Here is a 21854-nt window from a genome sequence, read left to right as displayed (position 1 = left end):
CCCAATCGACACGAAAGGATTAAAACCATGGAACCTCTTTCTAGACGTACGGTTCTAGCGCTTGGAGCGATGGGCGGAACGGCACTGGCGGCGGGTGCTGCGCGCGCGGCGAGCTTCGGCAATCCCGATCAGCCTGCAGAAGGCGCCATTAATGCCAATCCTGCCGGGCTCTCCGATCCCGGCCCGAAGAACCCTGCGATCAACGATCAGTTTCCTTCGTTCGGCAATCCGCCGGCTACCGATGTCGGCGATATGCAGCTCTTCTGGGGATCATTCAACAATGCGCCCAAGCGCATCCAGAACGGCGGCTGGGCACGGCAGGTGACGCAGGCCGATTTTGCGATTTCCCAAGCGGTCTCCGGCGTCAACATGCGCCTCGGCCCCGGCGGCATCCGCGAGATGCACTGGCATCGGGCTTCCGAATGGGCGATCATGACCAATGGCCGCTGCCGGGTGACCGTGCTTGATCCGCAGGGCCGCGCCTATGTGCAGGACGTCGAGGCTGGCGATCTCTGGTATTTTCCAGCCGGTTTCCCGCATTCGCTGCAGGGCCTTGGGCCCGAAGGCGCCGAATTCGTCCTCGTCTTCGACGAGGGCGACCAGTCCGAATACGGCACGCTGCTCCTGACCGACTGGCTGGCTCATACATCGCCGGAGCTGCTTGCCAAGAACTTCGGGGTGCCGCAGGATACGTTCAAGAACATCCCATTGCAGGATCTCTGGATCTTCCAGGGCAAGGAACCAGGTCCGCTTTCGGCCGACCAGGAGGCCGTGGCTTCCGCAGGCCTGCCGCCTTACCCTTTCACCTACAGGCTGACGGCATCGGCACCTCTGAAGCAGAATGCGTCGGGCACGATCCAGCTTGCCGACAGCAACATCTTCAAGGTGTCGAAGACGATCGCTGCGGCGATCGAGACGATCAAGCCGGGTGGCGTGCGCGAAATGCACTGGCATCCGAATGCCGACGAATGGCAGTACTGGATCAAGGGCGAAGGCCGCATGACGGTGTTCGATGCCGGGCCGCGCAGCCAGACCGCCGACTTCCGGCCTGGCGATATCGGCTATGTCAAACACAGCCAGGGCCATATCATCGAGAATACCGGCAAGACGGACCTTCAGTTCGTCGCCGTCTTTAAAGTGGCTGAATATCAGGAAGTCGGGCTTTCCTCGTGGCTGACCCATACACCGGCCGCCCTCGTTGCCCAGCATCTCAATATCAGTGTCCAGGACATTGCGAAATTTCCCGCCGACCAGCCGGGGATCATGCCGAAGGCCTGACCCGGATATTATGCCCGGGAACTGATCCCTTGCATTAAGCCTGCAAAACACCACCTCCGCCCTGGCAAATGGCGGAGGTTTTTGGCATTGCCCAAAAATCGGCATGCATTTTCTGGCACATTTGAAAAAATCTGCGTTCGGCCGGAATAAAATCGGCGATGCTTTCGTATACTCAATCATGGAACGGAAAGAACGCCCCTTCGATGTCATCGGTCAGCTCGCAGCGCTTCGGCGCTACGCACGCTCGCTGGTGCGCAATTCGGATGAGGCGGAGGATCTGGTGCATGATGCGCTGGTCCGGGCCTTCGAGAAGCGCAAGAGCTTCCGCAGCGGCGGAAACCTGCGCACCTGGCTGCTTTCCATCCTGCACAATGCGCATATCGACCGCGTTCGGCAGAACCGCTCCCTGACACGCCGCCATGACGAGGCGGCCGTCGAGGCGGAACAGTCGCTACCGGCCGGACAGGAACATGCGGTGCGCCTGCAGCAGGTGCGCAACGCCTTTTTCGATCTGCCGGAAGAGCAGCGTGAAGCGCTGCACCTCGTGGCGATCGAGGACCTTTCGTACCAGGAAGCGGCCAACGCGCTCGGCATTCCTGTCGGTACGCTGATGTCACGTATTTCCCGAGCCCGCGCCCAGCTGCGCGAGCTCGAGGAGAAGGCGCCGCGCACCGCGCATCTGAGATTGATTGGGGGGAACGGCAATGAAGGCGATTGATCCAATCATTGATGCCGATCTCGATGCCTATGTGGACGGCGAGCTCGATGTCGCACGGCGCATCCAGGTGGAATCCTATCTCTCCGAGAACCCGGCGATTGCCGCCAAGGTCATGGCTGATCTCAGCATGAGAGGCGAGCTGCGTTTGGCACTTGCCGGCGAAAGCGCCTTCGGCCGCGCTGAAACGCGCGATGCCGCCCGCAGGCTGGAGCGCGGCCTTTCTTATGGCCGCATCCTGCATTCCATGCAGCGCATCGCTGCCGTTGGTGTTCTCTTGGCGGCCGGCTGGGTGGCGCATAATTCCTTCGGCGCCTTTACGGCAACGGAGGTCGCAGCTTCTGTTCCGGCACCGGCCTATGTCGAGGATGCGGTGCGCGCCTATCGTACCGTTGCCGTGCGCGAAACCATTCCGTCGCAGGCCGCCCCGGCCTATAGCGCCGAGGAAATCCGCGCTGCGACAGCAATCGTCATGCCCGAACTGCCAAAGGACTGGAAGGTCGCCGATGTGCAGATCTTCCCGTCGGATTTTGGCCCGAGCGTCGAAATGGCAATCGAGGAAGCCGACGGCAAGCGCCTGTCGCTCTTTGCTGTCCGGCCGGGTGCCTTCGAGGTGAAGCCGGTCAGCCATATCGCCCTTGAAAAAATAGAAGCCGCCTACTGGCAGATCGGCGAGGTCGCTTACGCGCTGATCGCCGAAAACAAAGGCACCAATCTCGATCAGGCGGCCGAACGGCTAGCCCGATCGCTCTACTAGTTTAACCGAGGAGATCAGTCATGAACCCGATCAATCCCCGCTATGGTACAGGCTCGGCCGCCAATACGCAGGTCCTTTTCGATGAAGGCCTGCGCCAGCACATGCTGCGCGTTTACAATTATATGGCGCTTGGCCTCGTCATCACCGGCATCGTCGCCTTCGTCGTCGGCTCGACACCGGCGCTCTACGTGCCGATCTTCCAGTCGCCGCTCAAGTGGGTGGTGATGCTGGCGCCGCTCGCTTTCGTCTTCTTCTTCTCGTTCCGCATCCAGTCGATGTCATCGAGCACCGCTCAAATGACCTTCTGGGCCTTCTGCGCCGTGATGGGCCTGTCGCTTGCCTCCGTCTTCCTGGTCTTCACCAAGACGAGCATCGCACAGACCTTCTTCATCACCGCTGCCATGTTCGGCACGATCAGCCTCTACGGCTATACGACCAAGCGCGACCTCTCGAAGATGGGCTCGTTCCTGATGATGGGCCTGTTCGGCATCATCATCGCCTCGGTCGTCAATATCTTCCTTGGCTCGTCCGCCCTGCAGTTCGCGATCTCGGTGATCGGCATCGTCGTCTTCGTCGGCCTCACCGCCTACGACACGCAGAACATCAAGGAACAGTATTCGGAAAACTACGATCAGGAATCGAACCAGAAGCTTGCTGTCTTCGGCGCGCTCTCGCTCTACCTGAACTTCGTCAACATCTTCCAGCTTCTGCTCAACTTCACGGGCGAACGGGAATAAAGACCGCGCTTCTGGGGGCAATGGAAGCGCAAGAGCGCCCGGTCTGTGATCTGTGACAGGATGGCAGGCCGGGCGTTCACCCTAAAGGAAACGGCCGGGCTTGACGCCCGGCCGTTTTCGTTTGCTCGATCCTGTCTGACCGACAATCGCTCAGAGAATACCCCAGGCTCGGTAACGGCCGCGACCGGTGATTTCGCGGATGCCGATCTCGTTGACAAGGTTCAGCGCACCGCGCTGCGTGATGCCGAGCTGGCGTGCGATCATGGCGGCCGAGACCATCGGCCGCGACAAGACGAAATCTGCTAATAGCGGCAGGCTGCTGTTTGAGCGGCGGCCGCGGAAGCGCAGCTCCATCTGCGTGCGCGCCAACGACAGGCGATCGATTTCCTTGAGGCCAGCGGCGGCACTTTCTTGCATTGCATCAAGAAAAGCCTGCAGCCGGACCACCCGATCACGTGAGCGTCGGCGCTCGTGGCGGATCTGTTTCAGCCCGGCATGAAAGGAAAAAAGGTGCGAGGCGACCTTGCCTCTGGTCCGCAGGCTGCTGGCGACCAGAAGGCCGCCGAGCCAATGCTGGCGGCGCAATGGCTCGATCCGCTCCCAAGCGTCGAAAAGAAGCGCAGCCGCCAAACTGGGCGGCAGCTCCTCGACGAGCGGGATCAGACCACGCCATTGCTGAAGCCGTTCCTCCTCATTCCATTCATCGTCGCCAAACAGGCCGAGCGGATCGTCATCGCGCAGCGAGGACGCGGCCTCCGCTGGCTCTTGCGCAACAGGCTTTCCGGCATGATGATCGAGAAGCCTTTGCGAGCGGGCGAGCAGGGCATCGAGCTCGGCGATTTCTGCGGCGAGCGGCGCTTCGTCGTCCTCACCGTCAGCCTCCCGCCCGGGGGGTGTAAGATCTGCGGCCTCCGGCGCCCTATCCTCCCCTTCCAGCGTACTGGCGCTCAGCGCGCCGAGGCCTGTCGGGCTGAGCGCCCAGCCGGGATCAGCCGTCTCTATCCGCCGTCGCGTGCGCAGCACCGAATGGGCGATCGTCAGCTCGTGGCTCGGCGCACGGCTGTCCATATGGGCGTCGTGCAAGACCAGATCTTCGATATGAACAAGTTCTCCCGCCACCCACAATGCACCGGCTGCATCGAAAAAATGGCTGCGCTCGGCAAAGCCCTGCCCCACCGGCGAACGGGCGGCTCGTTCATCGAGCCGTGCCAGAGCATCCTCGGCCCCGGCGATAGCCGGAAGCAGCGTCTGGAGCATTGCAGCATCGATATCGTAGCGCATTGTTAGGCTTAATGGATTCTCGCAAAGGGAAGCGAAAGGCGCATTTTCTTCCGTCAGTTATTTCATGGCATAGACTTGCGGACAACATCATGGCGGGCGGGCACAGGGTTTTCACCCGGTTTTTCGGATGCGATGATTTGCCTCCATCGAAAAACAGCTCGGTCGTGACCGGAGCAAACGCTGCGCCAGTCAGATGAAATCTGCCCTATCGACCATGGCGCTTCATCGCAACCCTGCTCCAATTCGCCGCTAAGCACTAGCCTACTTTCCGGCGTTCGGCTTCCCCGCCTTGTAGGCTTCATAAAGTTCATCAAGGCGGCTTGAGAGGTATGCGCCGAAATCCGGTGCATCGCCGGTCTTGAGCGCAATCGTGAAGGACGTGCCGGAGCCCTTGATGCGACCGGCTATCCTGCCGCCGCTCGCCGGCTTCCAGTCATATTCGACACTCTCGGGCTTCATCTCTTCCTTCTTGGAAAGCTCGGCAATGACCAGCTCGAAACGGCGATCGCTTTCCACAGCATTGAAGGTGGAAGATACAATCAGCTTCGTCAGACGCGCGGCAGCAGCATCGGTCCAGTCCTGGGCAAGCGTCATCCATCGCCTGCGACCGATGCCGGGAGCGGCACCGACGGCCTGGATGACGTCGGCTGGAATGGCCTTCGCCACGGAGATAAGCTTCGACAATTCCGTCTTGTCGGTCGAGAGCGCCTTCATGATGATGGGACGATCGAACTTCTTCAGTTCGAGATTGAGCGCGAAGACGGCGCGCTCGATGTAGGAGAGATTCCGTCGCGCCGAGTTTTCAATGCCCTGGGCGATGACGAGATCGGTGTCGTCGAGCTTACGGATGACCGCTTGCACCTTGCGGCCGAGCAGCCTGACGGCCTGGAGGCGGCGATGACCATAGGCGACCTGGTAACGCCCGTCATGATGCGGATTGCGGCGCACGAGGATCGGCACTTCCTGGCCGTTCTCGGCGATCGATTGCACGAGCTCGTCTTCCATATCGAGCGGCTCGTCGGCGAGGCGATCGCGAATGAAGGAAGTGTCGATCAGTTCCGGATCGAGTTCGACGATATGCTCGCCTGATGACAGGGCCTCCTCCATCGCCCTGCTCTCTTCCTCCATGCGGCCAAGTGTCAGGGCCATGGTGCGCACCGGACCGGCTGCACCGCGCGCTGCAGTTTCCTCGAAGTTGGCCGCGGCCAACTCCTGCGCCGTATCGGTGAACAATCCCTTCAGTCGATCTCGTCTGCTCATGTGCGACCCCATGCTTTATGGATGCTGGCAATAATCTCGCCATTGGCGGCGTTAACCGATTCCAGTGCCCGGTCATAGGTGGAGCGGCGAACCTGGCCCTTTTCGATCTCGTAAAGGGTCTGCTTGGTCAGGCCGGCATCGGCGATCGCCGTCGATTTCAGGATGGTCGCCGTCAACACGTCATCACCGAAGAGACTTCGCAAGAGCGCAACGATCTGCGACTGCGGCGCATCGAAGGGCTCATGACGCGTAACGACATATTTGATGAAATCGTGCTGCAGGTCGCCGCCAGCCTTGCGCACGACGGAGAGAAGATCCGAGGTCATCAGGAGAAACTGCGACATGGAGGCGACATCGACCATCTGTGGATGGACGGTAATAAGCAGCGACGTGGCGGCGCAGACCGCACCAAGCGTGAGGTAGCCAAGCTGCGGCGGGCAGTCGATGACGACGATATCATACTCCGCCTCGACCTCAGCAATAGCGTTGCCGACGCGACGGAAGAACAGCTCTTCCGGCCTCTGGCGATCATTCAGGGCACGCGGCGTTTCATGCTCGAACTCCATCAGTTCGAGATTGCCGGGCACCAGATCCAGACCATCGAAATAGGTCTTGCGGATGACATCCTTCAGCGGGCGTCGCTGCGCGTCATAGCGGATTGCGCCATAGAGCGTATCGCCATCCCCGAGATCGAATTCCGGCTGGACACCGAGCAGTGAGGAAAGCGAGGCCTGTGGATCGAGATCGATCGCCAGGACCCGGTAGCCTTCCAGCGCGAGATGCTGTGCCAGATAAAGCGTGGTCGTTGTCTTGGCCGAACCGCCCTTGAAATTGGTGATCGCGATCGTCTGCAGCTTCTCGCCGTCGCGGCGCAAAGGCAGGTAGGAGAGCGCATCCTTCGGCTTGATCTTGGCCATATGCTGGCGGAGCTCGTTGATCTGGCCGAGCGTATAGGACCGGCGGCCGTTCTGGGAAACGTCCGGCTGCGGCCCTTTGCCGTCAAGCGAAAGCTGGCGAAGATAGCCATCGGAGACACCGACCATCTGTGCTGCCTCGCCCGAGGTGAAGGTGCGCAGCGTCTTCTGCGAAAGTGGCGGGAAGAGCTTCTCGCGCAGCAGTTTCAGCTGGCGAGAGAGTTGGGTGGCATGCCGTTCGATGCGAACGTCTGTAGTTGATACGTTAATATTGTCCAAAACACTTGCCCCTTCTCAAAGCGCTTTTTCGTCAGCATAGCCTCAAAAAGCGTATCGAAGATGACATGATTCGGGATTCGCGACAATAAACGGTTCGCTAACCACACAGATAGAAAGTTGGCCGCGGCCAACTTTTCGTCTGCCCTTGCGAAAGACCCACTTTAGCGGCACAAACCGCTGGAAATCGCGAGGGCAGAAAACGTGCGGCATATTCACATCATCGGTATTGGCACCGGCAATCCCGAGCATCTGACCATGCAGGCGATTAGCGCGATGAATGCGGCAGACGTCGTGTTCATTCCGACCAAGGGCGCGATAAAGGCAGATCTCGCCGAGCTTCGCCGGGAAATCTGTGAGCGGTATCTGACCCGACAAGGCGTCCGCATCGTCGAATTCGAGGTACCGAAGCGGGGAACCCAGGACCTGAGCTACGCCCAGAGCGTAGATGACTGGCATGCGGCGATCGCCGGTATTTATGAAGGCCTGATCGGCGACCTGCCAGCAACCGGCGCCGGCGCCTTCCTCGTCTGGGGCGATCCGAGCCTCTATGACAGCACGATCCGCATCATCGAACGGGTGCGGGATGCCGGCGCCTGCACCTTCGACTACAGCATCGTTCCGGGTATCACCAGCATCCAGGCCCTTGCGGCAAGCCATCGCATCCCCGTCAATCTCGTCGGCAAGCCGATCGAGATCACCACCGGAAGACGGCTGATCGAAACCGGGCTGACGCATGAAAGTACCGTCGTCATGCTCGACGGCCAGCAGGCATTCTCGCAGATCGACGATCCCGATGCCGAGATCTTCTGGGGTGCTTATCTCGGCACGGACAATGAAGTGATCCGCTCGGGCCGGCTTGGCGATATTGCCGACGACATCGTCCGGCTCCGTGCCGAGGAGCGGGCGCGCCATGGCTGGATCATGGATATCTACCTTCTCCGCAAGGGGCGGGATTTCGAAGAGTAACCGTCCCGGTTCTCAGCGCGACCTGACTTTGCTGCATCCTGTGCAATCATGTAAGAGACGGGTCCAGAGGATAGATGAATGCGCAGCTCCGCCGGTAAAACCTTAAAAGCAGAAAGCCCTGATATAGTGGGGATGCAGCGTGGTGCCTGCCCGGCGCTCGCAGCCCCCATGCAGACCGGCGATGGCCTGCTCGTCCGGCTGCGGCCGGCCGCCGGTGCGCTTACGCTTTCCCGGTTCCGACAGCTGGCCTTGAGCGCGGCACAGCATGGAAACGGCATCCTGGAAATTACTGCCCGCGGCAATCTGCAGATCCGCGGCCTTCGCGCTGAAACCGTGGAGCCGCTGGCGGCGGATATCGAGACTGCCGGCATCACGGTGCCCAATGGCGTGGCAATCGAGATATCGCCGCTGCATGGTATCGATGCCAATGAGATTGCCGATGCGGGGGATATGGAGGCGGCGCTGCGCAACAGGCTCGGCGGGCTTCTCACCTCGCACCATCTCGCCCCGAAACTATCCATCCTGATCGACGGCGGCGGGCAGTTTTCGCTGTCCTGCCTCACTGCAGATATCCGTCTCGTCGCGCAGCAGTCCGGGCAATGGCTGTTCTCCATAGCCGGCGATGCAGAAGCCGCGACGCCACTGGCTCTCGACAATGTCGATGCCGTGATTATAGCCGTGGGCGAGCTCCTTGAGATGCTGATTGCCAGCGGGAGGCAGATGCGCGCTCGAAATCTCGAGACAGCGGCATTGCATGCGCGTTTTCCGCAGATGGATAGCATCCCATTTACTCAATCGGCACCGAAGAAAGCCTCCTTCGTCGGCACCACGAGATTGGCCGACGGCAAAATCGTGCTCGGTGTGAGGCTCCAATTCGGGCAAGTGAAAGCCGCTGATCTGGTCTCGTTCCTTGACGCTGCCGAAAGCGCCGGCGCGCAGCAAATCCGGCTGGCGCCCGATCGCGGCTTCTTGCTAATCGGCCTGACCGAGACAGCGCTGCAGACTATGCAACGCTCTGCGATCGATCATGGTTTCAGCGTGACGGCCAATGAACCGGCCGAGCAGATCGCCGCCTGTGCAGGGGCAGGCGCCTGCGCCTCGGCCTTCTACGATACAAGGGCTCTGGCCGGACAGCTGACAGCGCTGATACCCGCACTCTTCGACGGCTCGGTCAAACTTCACCTTTCCGGCTGTGCGAAAGGCTGCGCGCACCGGCGCGCCGATCTGGCAATTGTCGGTTCAGCCGAGGGCTATGGCCTCGTCCTCGACGGGCTTGCCGCGGACAGGCCGGCTGCAAGGATTGCTGGCGAACGGATCGAATTCGCTATAGAGAGGCTCGCCCGGCTGATCGAAGACAAAAGAAGCGTCGGCGAGTCGAGTGCCGACTGCCTGAAAAGGCTTGGTCCCACGGGTCTCGTCAAAGCGCTGCAATAGGAATAACAATGCCAGACTATGATTATATCCGCAGCGGAGACGCGATCTATGAGCGCTCCTTCGCGATCATTCGCAGCGAAGCCGATCTCTCGCGTTTTTCACCCGAGGAGGCGGATATTGCTGTCCGCATGATCCATGCCTGCGGGTTGGTCGAAGCCGCACAGAATTTTGTCTTCTCACCCGATTTCGTCCATGCGGCGCGCATTGCACTGCAGGATGGGGCGCCGATCTTCTGCGATGCCGAGATGGTCGCGCACGGCGTGACCCGCGCCCGCCTGCCGGCTCAAAACGAGGTGATCTGCACCCTGCATGATGTCCGCACCCACGAGCTCGCCTGTGAAACCGGCAATACCCGCTCGGCCGCCGCCATCCACCTCTGGCTCGATCGGCTGGGCGGCAGCGTGGTTGCTATCGGCAACGCGCCGACGGCCCTCTTCCATCTTCTGGAACTGCTGCGTGACGGCGCGCCGAAACCGGCTGTCATCATCGGCATGCCGGTCGGCTTTGTCGGTGCTGCCGAATCCAAGGATGCGCTTGCGGAAAATTCCTATGGCGTTCCCTATGCCATCGTCCGTGGCCGGCTCGGTGGCAGCGCCATGACGGCGGCCGCCATCAATGCGCTTTCGAGGCCCGGCCTATGAGCGGCCGTCTGATCGGCGTCGGTACCGGACCCGGCGATCCTGAGCTTCTGACGATCAAAGCCGTCCGCGCCATCGAGAGCGCCGACGTGATTGCCTATTTCGCCAAGGAGGGCAGGGGCGGCAATGGCAAGGCGATCGTCGAGCATCTGCTGAAACCCGGCGTCGAGCTGCTGCCACTTTATTATCCGGTCACGACCGAACTCGCCAAAAACGATCCGCTTTATCAGAGCCGCATCACCGGTTTCTATAATGCATCGGCCGATGCCATCGCCCATCATCTCGCTGCGAGCCGCACGGTTGCGGTGCTGAGCGAAGGCGATCCGCTATTCTACGGCTCCTACATGCATCTGCACGTGCGGCTGGCGCAGCGCTACCCGACCGAAGTCATCCCCGGCATCAGCGCGATGTCCGGCTGCTGGTCGCTAGCAGGTATGCCGATCGTCCAGGGCGACGATGTACTCTCCGTGCTGCCGGGCACGATGGCCGAGCAGGAGCTCACCCGTCGTCTTGCCGATACCCAAGCTGCCGTCATCATGAAAGTCGGCCGCAACCTGCCGAAGATCCGCCGCGCGCTACAGGCCGCCGGCCGTCTTGGCGAAGCCGTCTATGTCGAGCGCGGCACCATGGCGAATGCCGCGATGGTGAAGCTTGCCGAGAAGGACGAGGGCGAAGCACCCTACTTCTCTCTGGTGCTGGTTCCCGGCTGGGAGGCCAACCGATGAGCGGCCGGCTGTTCGTGATCGGTACCGGTCCCGGCAATCCGGAGCAAATGACGCCGGAAGCATCGGCTGCCGTGGCGGCCTCCACCCAGTTTTTCGGTTATGGACCCTATCTCGATCGCCTGACGCTGCGCGCCGACCAGACCCGGCATGCCTCCGACAATCGCGAGGAACTGGACCGGGCAGGGGCTGCGCTAGCGCTCGCAGCCAGGGGCGCCGATGTCTGCGTCGTCTCCGGCGGCGATCCCGGCGTCTTTGCGATGGCGGCCGCCGTGTGCGAGGCGATCGACAAGGGAACGGCGGAATGGCGCGACGTCGACCTCGTCATCCTTCCGGGCATCACCGCCATGCTGGCTGTTGCCGCCCGTGTCGGTGCACCGCTCGGACATGATTTCTGCACGATATCGCTGTCGGACAACCTGAAACCCTGGACCGTCATCGAAAAACGCCTGGAACTTGCAGCACAAGCAGGCTTCGTCATTACGCTTTACAATCCGATCAGCAAGGCGCGGCCCTGGCAGCTCGGCAAGGCATTCGAGCTGCTGCGCCGGTACCTGCCTGAGACAACACCGGTTATCTTCGGCCGAGCGGCCGGACGGCCTGACGAACGGATCGCCGTGCAGCCGCTCGCAGAGGCCAATGCCGATATGGCCGATATGGCGACTTGTGTGATCATCGGATCGCCGGAGACGCGGATCGTTGCCCGCGAAGGCCGGCCGGATCTGATCTATACGCCACGCTTCATGGCCTCGGAGACGAGATGATCAATCGCTTCGACCGCCGCCTCCACCGTTTCCACCGTCATCATGGCGGCAGCTGGCGCGCGGGCGATCACGACAACCTTGATACCGAGCACACGTGCGGCTTCGATCTTCGCATAAGCAGCCGAGCCGCCGCTATTCTTGGTGATGATGGCCTCGATGCTGTGTTTCCGCAGGAGATTAAGCTCGCCTTCGAGCGCGAAGGGACCGCGGTCGAGGATATATTCGACGTCGGTAAGGGCAAGCGGCGGATCCACAGGATCGACGCTGCGCACCAGATAGGAATGCTGCGGAGCGACCTCGGCATGAGGGGCGCCCTGGCGGCCGGTCGCCAGAAAGACACGGCGCGGTGTCGGGCCAAGCGAGGCGATAGCCGATGGAATATCAGGAACGATGTGCCAATGATCGCCCGGCACTGGCACCCATTCGGGACGGACAAGTGCGATGGCGGTTATGCCGCTGCGTTCGGCTGCGGCCGCGGCATTGGCCGAAATGCGTTCGGCGAAAGGATGGGTAGCATCAATCAGCAGGTCGTAGCGTCCGGCCATCAGGAAATCGGCGAGGCCTTGCGCACCTCCGAAGCCGCCAATGCGGACGGGAACCGGCTGTTCTGCAGGAGCTTCCGTGCGGCCCGCCAGCGACAGCAGGATATCGAGGTTTTCTCGCGCGGCAAGTTCGGTGGCGAGTCTGCGCGCTTCGCTCGTGCCGCCGAGGATCAGAATGCGGGTCCTGTCCATGTCTGATATCTCCCCCACCGGCCCGCGCTGGCTCACTCTTATCGGTATCGGCGAGGATGGTCCAGAAGGCCTTGGCGAGGAGGCGAAGCGCTTGATCGCTGCCGCCCCCGCCGTCTTTGGCGGCGCACGCCACCATGCGCTTGCCGGTCCGCTGATTTCGGGCGAGCGTTTTGCCTGGCAGAGCCCTTTCGAACAATCCGTCGAGGCGATCCTGACACGACGCGGCACACCTGTCGTGGTACTAGCCTCGGGTGATCCCTTTCTCTATGGCGTTGGAGCGACGTTGTCGCGCTATGTCACGGCGGACGAAATGCGTACCATTCCTGCACCATCCGCATTCAGTATCGCCGCCGCACGTCTCGGCTGGCCGCTGCAGGAGACGGCCTGCGTGTCGCTGCATGGACGCCCGCTCGATCTCATCCGCCCGCATCTTCATTCCGGCCGGCGCATTCTGGCGCTAACCTCGGATGAGAAGGGGCCGCAGGCACTTGCCGAACTGCTTGCTGCCGATGGGTTTTCCGGGACACGGCTGACGGTTCTCGAAGCGCTCGGCGGCAAACAGGAGCGTATCAGGAGCACGACAGCATCAGCCTTCGATCTCACCGATATCGACCCGTTGAATGTCTGCGCCCTCGAAGTAGCAGCGGGGGCAGGGGCGCGCATCCTGTCCTATGCTTGCGGCCTCGATGACGCGCTCTTCGACCATGACGGACAGATCACCAAGCGGGAGATCCGCGCCATCACGCTCTCAGCGCTTTCACCGCGCCATGGTGAAGTCCTCTGGGATATCGGCGCCGGCTCGGGTTCGATCGGCATCGAATGGATGCTTGCCGATCCATCGCTCAGGGCGATCGCCATCGAGCAGGCACCGGCGCGGGCCGCCCGTATCGCCCGCAATGCCGCCGCCTTCGGCGTGCCGCAGCTTGCGCTTGTCGAAGGAACAGCACCTGCAGCACTTGCCGGCTTGCCGGTACCGGACGCGATTTTCATCGGCGGCGGCGGCAGTGAAGCCGGTGTGATCGATGCGGCGATTGCGGCCCTGAAGCGGGGAGGGCGGCTCGTCGCCAACGCCGTGACGCTGGAAATGGAAGCGGTGCTCTTGGCAGAATATGCCGCACGTGGCGGCTTCCTGACGAAGATCGAAATTGCGCGCGTCGCACCCGTCGGCGGCATGAGCGGTTGGCGGCCGGCCATGCCAGTCACGCAGTGGCGCTGGATCAAGGAATAAACGAATGACGGTTCATTTCATCGGCGCCGGACCGGGCGCAGCAGATCTCATCACGGTTCGCGGACGCGACCTGATCGGCAAATGCCCTGTCTGCCTTTATGCCGGTTCCATCGTTTCGCCGGACCTCCTGCAATATTGCCCGCCGGGGGCGCGCATCATCGATACCGCGCCTCTGTCGCTCGACGAGATCGAGGCCGAATATCTCCGCGCAGCGGAGGCTGGTGAGGATGTGGCACGGCTGCATTCCGGCGATCTCTCGGTCTGGAGTGCCGTTGCCGAGCAGGTCCGCCGGCTGGAAAAGCACGCCATCGCCTATACGATGACGCCGGGCGTACCGGCCTTCGCCGCCGCCGCCGCCGCACTCGGCCGAGAACTGACGATCCCCGCCGTGGCCCAAAGCCTCGTGCTGACGCGTGTTTCCGGCCGCGCCTCGCCGATGCCGAACGAGGAGACGTTCGCAAAATTCGGGGCGACGGGGGCAACGCTTGCCATCCACCTCGCCATCCATGTGCTGGCTGAGGTCGTTGCGGACCTGACCCCGCTTTATGGCGCCGATTGCCCTGTCGCAATCGTCGTGAAAGCCACCTGGCCTGACCAGCGCATCCTGCGCGGCACGCTCGCCGATATCGAGGAGAAGGTGGCGGCCGAGCCGATCGAACGCACGGCGATCATCTTCGTCGGCCGCTCGCTTGCATCAGAGGATTTTCGCGAAAGCTCGCTCTACGACCCTGCCTATCAGCGCCGCTTCCGCGGTCGGGAATAGGCGTCTCAGACATTCGCTGCGAGATAATCCATGCTCGCTTTCAATGCGGCGGCGGGATCCTTCAGCGCATGGACTTCGGATGCGAAAGGCTCGAAGGAGAAAGGCCCCTTGTAGCTTGCCTGCAGCAGCGCGCTGATCTGGGCGGCATTGCCCACCCGGTCATCGGCGTCGACGAGAACCCGGTGCGGATCGCGCATGTCGGCGATGGAAACGGCTGGATTAATGACGCCGGAAATATGCACCAGCCCCGTCAGATGTGGGAAGAATGGCGTTTCACCAGCCAAGTGATGATGGAAGGTGTCGTGCACCAGCCGGAAAGTCGGCTGCGCGCCGAGCGTCTCGATTGCGTCGGCGGCTTCCGCCTTGGAGCGTAACGAGCAGATCTCGAAGCCCAGCGGCTCCACGAGACCGACAATTCCGGCGGCATCGAGCATCGGGCGGAGTTCTTCGAGCGAGCGGCGCAGATTGGCCTGCCGTTCGCCATCGGCGCGTCCCGTGCCGTCATTCTTCGGAACCAGCACTAGCGCCTGCGAGCCGACGGCCTTGGCATAATCGATCAGCTCGCGGGCCTCGCGCTCGCGCGTCGCATTCCATTCATTGAAGCGCTGCAGCGCATTGATGGAGATGATCGCAACGCCGTGGCGAGCCGCCGCAGCCTTGATGACATCGGGCCTGGTGCCATCAAGGATGGCGTTGCCCGAGAGATCGTTGCGGATTTCCACTGCATCGATACCGAGCGAAACGGCAAGCGCGAAAAAATCCTCGATCGAAAGCAAGGGCGCTGCCATGTGGTTCAGCGCAAAACGAATGGATGCCATGCGAAGTCTCCTCCTTGCCTCTCAGGTGAGAAGCAATGTGAATGTCTAATCGAATTTCTACTGGAATTTGCCAGCCAATCCACCTGCTGCGCACCATCAAACCCTGTCATCGCTGATAGATTTTCCATGAGAATGATGGGATTCCATCATTTCAACAGCCGTCTGTTCCGCAATTGCGGGCTTGAAACCGCTGCACCCTTTAGCGGGGACTGCTCTAGATATTCTCCGGCAGAAAAATCTCGAAGGGCAGGAAGGACTGGCCTGGAACGGCGATTTCGCCGTGTTCCAGCGCGCCGGTCATCAGCGCCACCGCTTCCTTGCAGAGTGCGGTCAGCGGCGTTGCGATCGCCATAGTGACGATGCCGTCGGCAAGCCCGGCCTTGCTGTCGCCGGTCAGCTCGTTGACAACAAGCACGATGCGGCCGGCGATGCCCTCTTCCCGAAATGCCGAGATCGCCCCCTCCATGCCGCCGCCGCAGACATAGAGGCCGACGAGATCGGGATGTTTCTGCAGGAGCGTCAACGTCGCCTCATGGGTGATCTCGGGCGTTTCCAGATTGATCAGCGTTTCGACCACCTCGAAATCCGCGGCCTCTTCACGGAAATAGGAGCGGAAGCCCATTTCGCGAAGCTCATGACCATGAAAACGATGGCTGCCGACGAAACAGGCAACCTTGCCGGGCCGGCGGGCAGCTTTGGCAATCATCCAGGCGGCAGTGCGGCCGACCTTGCGATTGTTGACGCCGACATAGGCGTCCCGCACGCCGGTCGCAAGATCGGAGAGGAGCGAGAAGACCGGAATGCCACGTTCCTTCAACTCCTCGACGGCTGCCGTCACCGCAGGATAATCCGGACCGACGAGAGCGACGGCCTGGTTCCGGGCGCCGAGCAGCTTGATCTTTTCAATGATCGCGGCGGGCGTCGTCGCGACAGGATATTCCACCTGAGTCTGGATCCGCGCACTTGTGACATTGCGGGCTGCCATCTCGATCTCGCGGGCGAAGGCTTGATAGAAAGGCTGCGTCGGCTTCTGCAGCAGGAAGGCCAGACGGTATTGCGGCAGATCCTCGAAGACGCGCTGGCGGATCAGACCCACGGCATGATAGCCGATCGACTGGGCCGCATCATAGACACGGCGCGCCGTTTCCTCGCGCACACGGTGGCGGCCGTTCAGGACACGATCGATCGTCGCGACGCTGACGCCGGAAGCCTGGGCGAGATCGGAGATGGTCGGACGGCGCACGGTTGTTCCTGATAGTTTTCAATCATCAATGAAAGCCGTTTTTGATGGCTTTTGATAGAATATATCAAGCCTGCATTGAGCGCCTTTCGAAGTCAACCTATTCTCCTGATCCAGAGCTTAGCAGGGAGGAAAGCATGGCTGGCGGGGCAGGCAAGCGCGATTACAGCCTCTTGGGAGAGAACGGCAGGACGGCGGTGGAAACCGGTCTTGCGGCTGCGCAATGGTATCACACGGACGTTTCGCGCAAGGAGATGAAGGCGCTGATGCAGCGCTCCGATGCACCGGCCATTCGCGACACGGCGCTGTGGCTTGGTAGTATGGTCGTCTTTGCAGCACTTGGCATTTATTTCTGGGGCGCCTGGATCGCCGCGCCCTTCTTCCTGGCTTACGGTGTGCTCTACGGCTCGGCCTCCGACAGCCGCTGGCATGAATGCGGCCACGGCACGGCCTTCAAGACGCGCTGGATGAACGACGTCGTCTATCAGATCGCCTGCTTCATGATCATGCGCAATCCGGTGACCTGGCGCTGGAGCCATACGCGCCACCACACTGACACCGTCATCGTCGGCCGCGACCCCGAGATCGCCGTCATGCGGCCGCCGGATCTCTTTCGGCTGATCCTGAATTTCTTCGGCATTCTCGATGCCTGGCATGCAGTCATCGACATGATCAGAAATGCGGCCGGCATCGTCAGCGCCGAAGAAAAGACCTTCATCCCCGAGATGGAGCAGCCGAAGACGATCCGCATCGCCCGCATCTGGCTGGCGATCTACGTCGTCACTATCGCGCTTGCCATCTCCATGGGCTCGATCCTGCCTCTGATGTTGATCGGCCTGCCGCGCCTTTATGGCGCCTGGCATCACGTCCTGACCGGCCTGCTGCAGCATGGCGGGCTTGCCGACGACGTCATCGACCACCGCCTGAACAGCCGCACGGTCTGCATGAACCCGATCAGCCGCTTCATTTACTGGAACATGAACTACCACGTCGAGCATCACATGTTCCCGATGGTGCCCTATCACGCGCTGCCGAAGCTGCATGCAATGATCAAGCACGATCTGCCGGCGCCCAATCCATCGATCTGGTCCGGCTACCGCGAGATGATCCCGGCCTTCCTGCGCCAGCTTCGTAACGAAGATTATTTCCTGAAGCGGGAACTGCCGGCCACGGCGCGGCCCTATCGCGAGGAATTCCACGTCGAACTGGCACCGGCAGCCCAATAACAGGATCAAGGGAGGAACAGAGATGAGCGGAAACTGGATCGAGGTTTGCGGCAAGGACGAGATCGACGAGGAAGACGTCATGCGTTTCGATCATGGCGGGCGTACCTTCGCGGTCTATCGCAGCCCGGACGACGAATTCTTCGCCACCGACGGGCTCTGCACTCATGAGCAGATCCATCTCGCCGACGGGCTCGTCATGGACGAGATCATCGAATGTCCCAAGCACAATGGCCGCTTCAATTACAAGACGGGCGAGGCCAAGGGAGCACCGGTCTGCGTCAATCTGAAGACCTATCCCGTCAAGATCGAAGACGGTGCTGTCTTCATCGCGATCTGAGGTGCGCCATGGCCCATTGCGTCATTGTCGGAGCAGGCCAGTGCGGGGCACGCGCCGCCTTCGCGCTCAGGGAAAAGGGATTTGGCGGAGAGGTCACGCTGGTTGGTTCCGAGCCGCACGCGCCCTATGAACGGCCGCCGCTTTCCAAGGCCGGTCTTGCCGGCGGTGTCGATCCAAAATTCATCGCGTCACACGAAACCTATCCCGCTGGCAATATCCGCCTCGTGACGGGCGTAACCACAATCAGCGTCGATGCTATGGCGCGCACCATTGTCCTGTCGGATGGCAGCAAGCTTGCCTACGATCGGCTGCTGCTTGCGACAGGCGCCAGCGCCCGCAACTTTCCGAATGCACCCGAAAGCAGCCATATCCGCTCGCTGCGCACCCACTACGATGCCGTGACGTTGCGCGCCATACTGCAGCCCGGCAGGCGGCTTGCTGTCATCGGCGGTGGCTTCATTGGGCTGGAGGTCGCCGCGACCGCCCGACAACTCGGCGCCGATGTCGTTCTCATCGAAGGGCTGGAGCGGGTGCTGAAGCGCGGCGTTCCGGAGGAAATTGCCCATGTGGTTGCCGAACGCCATCGCGCCGAGGGCGTCGACCTGCGTTGCGGTGTTTCCATCGAAAGCCTGACGGAGCGGAACGGCAAGGCCGTCATCACGCTTTCGACCGGCGAGATGATCGAGGCCGATCTCGCGCTTATCGGCATCGGCGCCCGGCCGAATGTCGAGCTTGCGGAGGCCACCGGACTTGTTATCGACAACGGCATTGCCGTCGACGACCGGCTGCGCACCTCCATCCCCGATATCTTTGCCGCCGGCGACTGCTGCTCCTTTCCCTTGGCGATCTACGGCGGTCGGCGGGTGCGGCTCGAATCCTGGCGCAATGCACAGCAGCAGGGCATGCTTGCCGCTGCCAATATGCTCGGCGCCGATGAGCCGGTTTCTGCCGTGCCGTGGTTCTGGTCGGATCAGTACGACATGACGCTGCAGATCGCTGGTCTTGCCGATGGCGCGGTCATGCATCTGCGCCGCGATCTCGGCGAGCGAGCCTTCATCCTCTTCCACCTCGATGGCGAGGGTCGGCTCATTGCCGCAAGCGGCATCGGGCTGGGCAATGCGGTGGCGCGCGATATCCGGCTGGCGGAAATGCTGATTGCCGCGCGCGCCCATCCAGATCCCACCGCGCTGACCGCCAGCAACGTCAAGCTGAAGACGCTGCTCGCCGCCTGAGAGAGATATCCAGATACTGGCCCCAAAGGAATTTGCGATGAAAAGACACTATCGCGCGACGGTCGCTGACCTGCTTGCACTCAAGGGAAAACGGCAGCTCACCATGTTGCGCATCACCTCGCTGGAGGAGGCGGAAGCGGCGGAAAAGGCGGGTATCGACATGGTCTCCGTGCCACCCGCTTTGCTCGGGCCAGTTTTTCGAGAAGCGGCGCCCACGCCCTTTGCCGTTCCAGGTCTGGAATATGGCGACCACGTTTCGGCCGAGGAGTATATGCGTGAGGCCTTCAAGGCGCTGAAGGCGGGCGGCGATGCCGTCTATTGCGCCGCAAGCCTGCAGACCATCAGACGCATGCGCGACGAGGGCATTCCCGTCTGCGGACATGTGGGCCTCATCCCATCGAAAGCCACCTGGACCGGCGGCTTCCGCGCCGTTGGTAAGACGGCCGCCAGCGCTTTCGATATCTGGCGCCAGACGAAGGCGCTGGAGGAGGCGGGCGCTTTTGCGGCCGAGATCGAAGTCGTTCCCGGCGATGTGGCGGCAGCAATCTCAAAGAGAACATCAATGCTGATGATCTCGATGGGCGCCGGCCACGGCTGCGATGCGCAATATCTCTTCGCCGACGACGTGCTCGGCACCAACCGCGACCACACTCCGCGCCACGCCAAGATCTATCGCAATTTCGCCGCCGAACATGACCGGCTGCAGCGCGAGCGTATCGCCGCCTTCAGCGAATTTGCCGAGGATATCCGCTCCGGCGCCTATCCGGAAAAGCGCCACCTCGTCGGCATCGATGAGGCCGAGTTGCGCAATTTCCTGCATCGGCTGGAAGCCGGCGAATAGCAGCCACCGACACCCCTCGCCCGGCGGGAAGAAGATACCCCCGTCAGGGCAGATGAGGAGATCCGCTAGGGGCTCGGGGGGCCGCTTCCGCTGAACTCTCTGCGTTGCCTTCCACGCCGCTCCATTCCGGCAACCTCTCCTGGGCGCAACCGGCAGGCGCGAAAGCCGGGTTTCGGCCTTGCGGCGATGCGTCACTGCACCGGAATTGTGGAACGATTGACTTGCCCCCGCGAAGGATTAAGCTTTGCGGCATCCCAGCCACCGTCCGCGCGCCAATGCCACGGCGAGTGCGAGTGGCTTGGCGACCTTGAGGAGGATGAGGTTTGCCGTGGATTACCGTGTTGTTCTGCTGATCGGCTTATCCGTGATTGCCCTTTCCCCTGGTAAGTCAGGGGCGCAGGAGGGTGATGCGACGGCAGGTGCCGTTGTTTTCAAGAAATGCGCGACCTGTCATGTCGTTGAATCCGATACGAACAAGGTCGGTCCGTCGCTGAACAAGGTGTTCGGTCGAAAGGCCGGAACGCATCCCGACTTCGCCTACTCGCCCGCAATGAAGGCGGCCGGCGAAGGCGGTCTCGTCTGGGACGAGACAGTGCTGCGCGACTATCTGCACAATCCGAAAGCAAAGGTGAAGGGCACAAAGATGGCCTTCGTCGGCGTGAAGGACGATCAGGAGATCACCGACCTCATCGCCTATCTCAAACAATATTCTCAGTGATGGGCAATACTCCAAATGACGGGCCTTTGATCGGCGGCGCATGCCTAAATTGCCGTAATTGCCGATATTTTCTATCTGTGCGATAATAAACACGGACTTTTTGCGGAATGCGGTTTCACGGGTCAACCTGCTCGAGGAGGAGCAGAAATGGCTGTCGTGCTGATTCTCGTCCTGATTGTCGTCGGCTCCGTGCTGTTCCATGTGCTCAGCCCGTGGTGGTGGACGCCGATCGCGTCCAACTGGACCTATATCGACAGCACGCTGATCATTACCTTCTGGATCACCGGCATCGTCTTTGTGGCGGTGATTTCCTTCATGGCCTATTGCGTCTTCCGCTTCCGACACAGACCGGGCAACCGCGCTCACTATGAGCCGGAGAACCGCCGGCTGGAATTGCTGCTGGCAGGAGGAACGGCGGTCGGCGTGGCGGCCATGCTGGCGCCCGGCCTGATCGTGTGGAACCAGTTCATCACGGTTCCTGCCGATGCCGCATCCGTCGAGGTCGTCAGCCAGCAATGGCTTTGGAGTTTCCGCCTGCCGGGCGCGGACGGCAAGCTCGGCCGTGCCGAGACGCGCGATGTCAGCCCTGAAAATCCGCTCGGTCTCGACAGGAACGACGCAGGCGGCCTCGACGATGTCATCATCGAGGGCGGCGAACTGCATCTGCCGATCGGCAAACCGGTGCACATTTTGCTGCGTTCCGTCGATGTGCTCCACGATTTCTACGTGCCGGAATTCCGCGCCAAGATGGACATGATCCCCGGCATGATCACTTATTTCTGGTTCACGCCGACGCACACGGGGACCTTCGAGATCCTCTGCGCCGAACTCTGCGGTGTCGGCCATCCGCAAATGCGCGGCACCGTCGTCGTCGATAACGACGCGGACTACCAGACCTGGCTCGGGCAGCAGCAGACATTCACCCAGCTCACGGCGTCATCGGGAGAGCCGCCGCCGGCAAACTGAACCGGC

Annotated in this window: 23 protein-coding genes; 17 read left to right on the top strand and 6 right to left on the bottom strand. The window is 61.5% G+C overall.

The genetic code is table 11. The features are described from left to right. Nucleotides 1-27 precede the first annotated feature (27 nt). The 4 genes from AC1DNW_RS27945 to AC1DNW_RS27930 all read left to right on the top strand — a co-directional run bounded on the left by AC1DNW_RS27945 (nucleotide 28) and on the right by AC1DNW_RS27930 (nucleotide 3487). Nucleotides 28-1278, top strand: coding sequence for an oxalate decarboxylase family bicupin (locus AC1DNW_RS27945; RefSeq protein WP_477855047.1), 1251 nt, complete (start codon nucleotides 28-30; stop codon nucleotides 1276-1278). Nucleotides 1279-1456: 178 nt separating this feature from the next. Continuing rightward, nucleotides 1457-1996, top strand: a complete 540-nt coding sequence (locus tag AC1DNW_RS27940) for a sigma-70 family RNA polymerase sigma factor (protein ID WP_477855046.1) — start codon at nucleotides 1457-1459, stop codon at nucleotides 1994-1996. Beyond that, nucleotides 1983-2750: an anti-sigma factor family protein gene (locus tag AC1DNW_RS27935; protein WP_477855045.1), complete on the top strand. Its 768-nt coding sequence runs from the start codon at nucleotides 1983-1985 to the stop codon at nucleotides 2748-2750. The genes AC1DNW_RS27940 and AC1DNW_RS27935 overlap by 14 nt, the downstream gene beginning before the upstream one ends. Before the next feature lie 20 nt (nucleotides 2751-2770). Then, entirely contained in the window at nucleotides 2771-3487 is a 717-nt protein-coding gene (locus tag AC1DNW_RS27930; protein ID WP_113300593.1) for a Bax inhibitor-1/YccA family protein, read from the top strand. 150 nt (nucleotides 3488-3637) lie between these two features. On the opposite strand, the gene AC1DNW_RS27925 is transcribed toward AC1DNW_RS27930, so the two are convergent. The 3 genes from AC1DNW_RS27925 to repA all read right to left on the bottom strand — a co-directional run bounded on the left by AC1DNW_RS27925 (nucleotide 3638) and on the right by repA (nucleotide 7221). Further along, complete coding sequence (locus tag AC1DNW_RS27925) at nucleotides 3638-4768, bottom strand: RHE_PE00001 family protein (RefSeq protein ID WP_477855044.1); 1131 nt, start codon at nucleotides 4766-4768, stop codon at nucleotides 3638-3640. 261 nt (nucleotides 4769-5029) lie between these two features. Then, a complete protein-coding gene (gene repB / locus AC1DNW_RS27920; RefSeq protein WP_477855043.1) occupies nucleotides 5030-6028 on the bottom strand; it encodes a plasmid partitioning protein RepB in 999 nt (332 codons plus the stop codon). Further along, nucleotides 6025-7221 carry a plasmid partitioning protein RepA gene (gene repA / locus AC1DNW_RS27915; RefSeq protein ID WP_477855042.1) on the bottom strand — a complete coding sequence of 399 codons (1197 nt, stop codon included), beginning with the start codon at nucleotides 7219-7221 and terminating at the stop codon, nucleotides 6025-6027. Before repA ends, repB begins: the two co-directional genes overlap by 4 nt. Before the next feature lie 201 nt (nucleotides 7222-7422). Here repA and cobF point away from each other — a divergent pair, with 201 nt between their 5' ends. The 5 genes from cobF (at nucleotide 7423) to AC1DNW_RS27890 (ending at nucleotide 11745) form a co-directional block, all read left to right on the top strand. Further along, nucleotides 7423-8187 (top strand): precorrin-6A synthase (deacetylating), encoded by a 765-nt coding sequence (gene cobF / locus AC1DNW_RS27910; protein WP_477855041.1) that lies wholly within the window; start codon nucleotides 7423-7425, stop codon nucleotides 8185-8187. A 78-nt stretch (nucleotides 8188-8265) separates the two neighbouring features. Beyond that, entirely contained in the window at nucleotides 8266-9621 is a 1356-nt protein-coding gene (cobG, locus tag AC1DNW_RS27905) for a precorrin-3B synthase (RefSeq protein ID WP_477855040.1), read from the top strand. Nucleotides 9622-9629: 8 nt separating this feature from the next. Beyond that, nucleotides 9630-10262, top strand: a complete 633-nt coding sequence (locus tag AC1DNW_RS27900; RefSeq protein ID WP_477855039.1) for a precorrin-8X methylmutase — start codon at nucleotides 9630-9632, stop codon at nucleotides 10260-10262. Beyond that, entirely contained in the window at nucleotides 10259-10984 is a 726-nt protein-coding gene (locus tag AC1DNW_RS27895) for a precorrin-2 C(20)-methyltransferase (RefSeq protein ID WP_477855038.1), read from the top strand. Before AC1DNW_RS27900 ends, AC1DNW_RS27895 begins: the two co-directional genes overlap by 4 nt. Beyond that, the gene (locus tag AC1DNW_RS27890; RefSeq protein WP_477855037.1) at nucleotides 10981-11745 is read left to right on the top strand and encodes a precorrin-3B C(17)-methyltransferase; all 765 of its coding nucleotides are present in this window, start codon (nucleotides 10981-10983) and stop codon (nucleotides 11743-11745) included. The genes AC1DNW_RS27895 and AC1DNW_RS27890 overlap by 4 nt, the downstream gene beginning before the upstream one ends. On the opposite strand, the gene AC1DNW_RS27885 is transcribed toward AC1DNW_RS27890, so the two are convergent. After that, the gene (locus AC1DNW_RS27885) at nucleotides 11709-12479 is read right to left on the bottom strand and encodes a cobalt-precorrin-6A reductase (protein WP_477855036.1); all 771 of its coding nucleotides are present in this window, start codon (nucleotides 12477-12479) and stop codon (nucleotides 11709-11711) included. The two genes, AC1DNW_RS27890 and AC1DNW_RS27885, sit on opposite strands and share 37 nt — an antisense overlap. Between AC1DNW_RS27885 and cbiE the strand changes: the two genes are divergently transcribed. Together cbiE and cobM are read left to right on the top strand one after the other, a co-directional pair. Next, a complete protein-coding gene (gene cbiE / locus AC1DNW_RS27880) occupies nucleotides 12478-13707 on the top strand; it encodes a precorrin-6y C5,15-methyltransferase (decarboxylating) subunit CbiE (protein WP_477855035.1) in 1230 nt (409 codons plus the stop codon). The two genes, AC1DNW_RS27885 and cbiE, sit on opposite strands and share 2 nt — an antisense overlap. Nucleotides 13708-13711: 4 nt before the next feature. Further along, on the top strand, nucleotides 13712-14470 hold the full coding sequence (cobM, locus tag AC1DNW_RS27875; protein WP_477855034.1) for a precorrin-4 C(11)-methyltransferase: 759 nt from the start codon (nucleotides 13712-13714) through the stop codon (nucleotides 14468-14470). Between the two features lie 5 nt (nucleotides 14471-14475). On the opposite strand, the gene AC1DNW_RS27870 is transcribed toward cobM, so the two are convergent. Together AC1DNW_RS27870 and AC1DNW_RS27865 are read right to left on the bottom strand one after the other, a co-directional pair. Further along, nucleotides 14476-15288: a TIM barrel protein gene (locus AC1DNW_RS27870; RefSeq protein ID WP_477855033.1), complete on the bottom strand. Its 813-nt coding sequence runs from the start codon at nucleotides 15286-15288 to the stop codon at nucleotides 14476-14478. Nucleotides 15289-15502: 214 nt separating this feature from the next. Further along, nucleotides 15503-16531 (bottom strand): LacI family DNA-binding transcriptional regulator, encoded by a 1029-nt coding sequence (locus AC1DNW_RS27865; RefSeq protein WP_477855032.1) that lies wholly within the window; start codon nucleotides 16529-16531, stop codon nucleotides 15503-15505. Between the two features lie 134 nt (nucleotides 16532-16665). Between AC1DNW_RS27865 and AC1DNW_RS27860 the strand changes: the two genes are divergently transcribed. From AC1DNW_RS27860 to AC1DNW_RS27835, 6 genes are all read left to right on the top strand, one after another. After that, nucleotides 16666-17754 (top strand): fatty acid desaturase family protein, encoded by a 1089-nt coding sequence (locus AC1DNW_RS27860; RefSeq protein ID WP_477855031.1) that lies wholly within the window; start codon nucleotides 16666-16668, stop codon nucleotides 17752-17754. A 22-nt stretch (nucleotides 17755-17776) separates the two neighbouring features. After that, nucleotides 17777-18091: a MocE family 2Fe-2S type ferredoxin gene (locus tag AC1DNW_RS27855; RefSeq protein WP_113334810.1), complete on the top strand. Its 315-nt coding sequence runs from the start codon at nucleotides 17777-17779 to the stop codon at nucleotides 18089-18091. 8 nt (nucleotides 18092-18099) lie between these two features. Continuing rightward, the gene (locus AC1DNW_RS27850) at nucleotides 18100-19323 is read left to right on the top strand and encodes an NAD(P)/FAD-dependent oxidoreductase (protein WP_477855030.1); all 1224 of its coding nucleotides are present in this window, start codon (nucleotides 18100-18102) and stop codon (nucleotides 19321-19323) included. Between the two features lie 37 nt (nucleotides 19324-19360). Continuing rightward, complete coding sequence (locus AC1DNW_RS27845; protein ID WP_477855029.1) at nucleotides 19361-20164, top strand: 3-methyl-2-oxobutanoate hydroxymethyltransferase; 804 nt, start codon at nucleotides 19361-19363, stop codon at nucleotides 20162-20164. 328 nt (nucleotides 20165-20492) lie between these two features. Beyond that, the gene (locus AC1DNW_RS27840) at nucleotides 20493-20882 is read left to right on the top strand and encodes a c-type cytochrome (RefSeq protein ID WP_477855028.1); all 390 of its coding nucleotides are present in this window, start codon (nucleotides 20493-20495) and stop codon (nucleotides 20880-20882) included. A gap of 147 nt (nucleotides 20883-21029) precedes the next feature. Further along, nucleotides 21030-21848 carry a cytochrome c oxidase subunit II gene (locus AC1DNW_RS27835; protein WP_477855027.1) on the top strand — a complete coding sequence of 273 codons (819 nt, stop codon included), beginning with the start codon at nucleotides 21030-21032 and terminating at the stop codon, nucleotides 21846-21848. The last annotated feature ends 6 nt before the right edge of the window (nucleotides 21849-21854 follow it).

It is taken from the genome of Rhizobium sp. 05L429, from assembly GCF_056397645.1.
The sequence above is the reverse complement of the archived record's forward strand: the minus strand, read 5'-3'. Positions and strand labels throughout refer to the sequence as shown.